Below are 3,010 nucleotides of genomic sequence, written 5' to 3'. Positions count from 1 at the left end.
GTCGGCGTGGACTACTGCGAGAAGATGGTCTCGGAGACCAACCCGAGCGTGTTGGCCAAGGCCGAGAACACTCTGGCCCCCAACTCCGCTGCGCACGGATACCGCACCGTCGCCGACATCATGCGGGCCCTGAACCCGTTCACCGGTGAGTTCTACCGTGAGGCGCTGGTCGTCAGTCGCTGGACGCGAGAGATGTTCTGCCTGATGGAGGGCAGGCACGTTCACCCCTCCACGCTGTACCCGGGCGGTGTCGGCACCGTCGCCACCATCCAGCTGATGACCGACTACATCACCCGGCTGATGCGCTACGTCGAGTTCATGAAGAAGGTCGTCCCGATGCACGACGACCTCTTCGACTTCTTCTACGAGGCGCTGCCCGGCTACGAGCAGGTCGGATTGCGGCGGACGCTGCTGGGTTGCTGGGGCTCCTTCCAGGATCCCGAGTACTGCAACTTCGCCTACAAGGACATGGAGCAGTGGGGCAACAAGATGTTCGTCACGCCCGGTGTGGTGGTGGACGGCAAGCTGGTCACCCACTCCCTGGTCGACATCAACCTGGGCATCCGAATCCTGTTGGGCAGCAGCTATTACGACGACTGGTCCGATCAGGAGATGTTCGTCAAGACCGACCCACTGGGCAACCCGGTCGACCGGCGTCATCCGTGGAACCAGCACACCAACCCCAAGCCGCAGAAGCGCGACTTGGACGACAAGTACAGCTGGGTCATGTCGCCGCGCTGGTTCGACGGCACGGACCACCTGGCTTTGGACACCGGTGGCGGTCCGTTGGCCCGGCTGTGGTCGACGGCGCTGGCCGGACTCGTCAACGCCGACGGCTACGTCGTGTCCACCGGTCACAGCGTGCAGATCAATCTGCCCAAGACCGCGCTCAAGGGCCCCGTCTCGTTCGAGTGGAAGATTCCCGTGCACGGCAGCAACACCCTCGAGCGCAACCGTGCCCGCACCTATTTCCAGGCCTACGCCGCGGCGTGCGCACTGCACTTCGCCGAGAAGGCCCTCGTCGAGATCAGAGCCGGCCGCACCAAGACCTGGGAGAAGTTCACGGTGCCGGACGAGGCCATCGGTTGCGGCTTCACCGAAGCGGTACGCGGTGTGCTCTCGCATCACATGGTGATTCGGGACGGCAAGATCGCGAACTACCATCCGTATCCGCCCACCCCGTGGAATGCCAGCCCGCGCGACAGCTACGGAACTACGGGACCCTACGAAGACGCCGTCCAGGGTCAGCCGATCTTCGAGGAGAACGATCGGGACAACTTCAAGGGCATCGACATCATGCGGACGGTCCGCAGCTTCGACCCCTGCCTGCCGTGCGGAGTACACATGTACCTCGGTGACGGCAAGACGATCGAGAAACTGCACTCGCCGACCCAGTCCGTGACTGGGGAGTGATACATGGCCTCGACAGGACGACGAAGCCCGGAGGCACCCGACGACGACACGCGATGGCGTACAGCAGGTGATCGAATCCAGACCCTGCTGGACGCCAGCGCGGGCAGCGGAACGGTCGTGCGCGAGCGGACCGAACAACTTGCCGCTGAGCTGTCGGACCTGTACGGGGCGGCGCTCGAGCGGATGGTGTCGATCGCCGCGCAGTCGTCGGCTCCCGAGCTGATCAACCAGTTCGCGGCCGACGAGCTCGTCGCGAGCCTCTTGCTCGTGCACGGCCTCCACCCGCACGGGGTCGAACGCCGGATCGAGGATGCGCTGGACAGCGTCCGGCCGTACCTCGGTTCGCACGGCGGCGATGTCACGCTGCTCGAAGTGGTCGACGATGCCGAGGGCATGACCGTTCGCCTGCAGTTCGCGGGCAGCTGCAAGAGCTGCCCGTCGTCGGCGGTCACCCTCGAGTTCGCCGTCGAGGACGCCGTCCGCGCGGCCGCACCCGAGATCGCCACGATCGAAGTCGTTGCTGCGCAAGCGGACTCAACGGCATCGTCCCCTGGACTGATCTCGGTGGATTCGCTGATGAGCCACGTCCATACCAAGGACACCTCTGGTGCCGCCTGGCACCCGGTTCCCGACATCTCCGATCTCGGCCCCGGTGAGGTCGGCGGGTTTCTGGTCGCGGGAGTGCCGATCCTGGCCTGCCGCGTCGGCGACGAACGGTTCGCCTACCACGACCGGTGCGGCAGCTGCGAGGAGACGCTGGCCGGTGCGGCACTCCATCGCCCGATGGGATCGCCGATCGGCGAGGCCGTGTTGCGCTGCCCGCGCTGCCACGCCCACTTCGACGTCGTGCACGCCGGGGCAGGCCTGGACGAGGGAGAAAACGCACCTCATCTCGACCCGATCCCCCTCCTGCTTCGCGACGGCGTGCTGTCGGTGGCGGTAATCGCCGAGGCGACCGGGGTGATGTGATGGCAGGCGCCTATGACGTACTGGCCCGGATCCGGGCCAACAAGCGGCCCGCCCAGCCGGCCGGCGAGCGGTGCGAGATGTGCGCCGAGCCGATCGCCGACGAGCATCAGCACGTCGTCAATGTCGCAGCGCGCCAACTGATGTGCACCTGCCGCGGCTGCTACCTGTTGTTCTCCGACCCGCACGCCAAGCTGCGTTATCGGGCCGTACCCGATCGCTATCTCACGTTCTCCGACTTCACCTTGGACCGGCGCGCGTGGGAAGCGCTGCAGATTCCCGTCGGGCTGGCGTTCTTCTTTCACAACTCCGAGATGGACAAAACGGTGGCCTTCTATCCGGGTCCGGCAGGCGCCACCGAGTCCGAGTTGGACCTCGACGCCTGGAGCACCATCAGCGGCGCCGACACCCGGTTGGGCATGCTCGCCGACGACGTCGAAGCGCTGTTGGTGCGCGTTCCCGATCGAGATCACGCCGACCCTGACCTGAACGCCCCAGCCGAGTGCTATCTGGTGCCGATCGATGCCTGCTACGAGTTCGTGGGCAGGTTGCGAATGTTGTGGCGGGGGTTCGACGGTGGCCACGAAGTCCGCGAGTTCGTCGACGAGTTCTTCGATCGGATCAAGGCGCG

3 protein-coding genes are annotated in these 3,010 nt (G+C 65.7%); all 3 read left to right on the top strand.

Features of this window, described 5'->3' with window-relative positions; all coding sequences use genetic code 11:
• On the top strand, positions 1-1,413 hold a 1,413-nt coding region (locus QOC69_RS20910; protein WP_526443114.1), incomplete at its 5' end, for a nickel-dependent hydrogenase large subunit.
• 3 nt (positions 1,414-1,416) lie between these two features.
• The gene (locus tag QOC69_RS20905) at positions 1,417-2,382 is read left to right on the top strand and encodes a NifU family protein (RefSeq protein WP_526443112.1); all 966 of its coding nucleotides are present in this window, start codon (positions 1,417-1,419) and stop codon (positions 2,380-2,382) included.
• Positions 2,382-3,010, top strand: a 629-nt coding sequence (locus tag QOC69_RS20900) for a DUF5947 family protein (protein WP_526443110.1), incomplete at its 3' end; no start/stop codon positions are given. The genes QOC69_RS20905 and QOC69_RS20900, both read left to right, overlap by 1 nt.

The sequence above is a fragment of the Mycobacterium sp. genome (genome assembly GCF_032162105.1).
Lineage (GTDB): Bacteria > Actinomycetota > Actinomycetes > Mycobacteriales > Mycobacteriaceae > Mycobacterium.
This window is presented reverse-complemented; position numbering and strand designations above follow the sequence as displayed.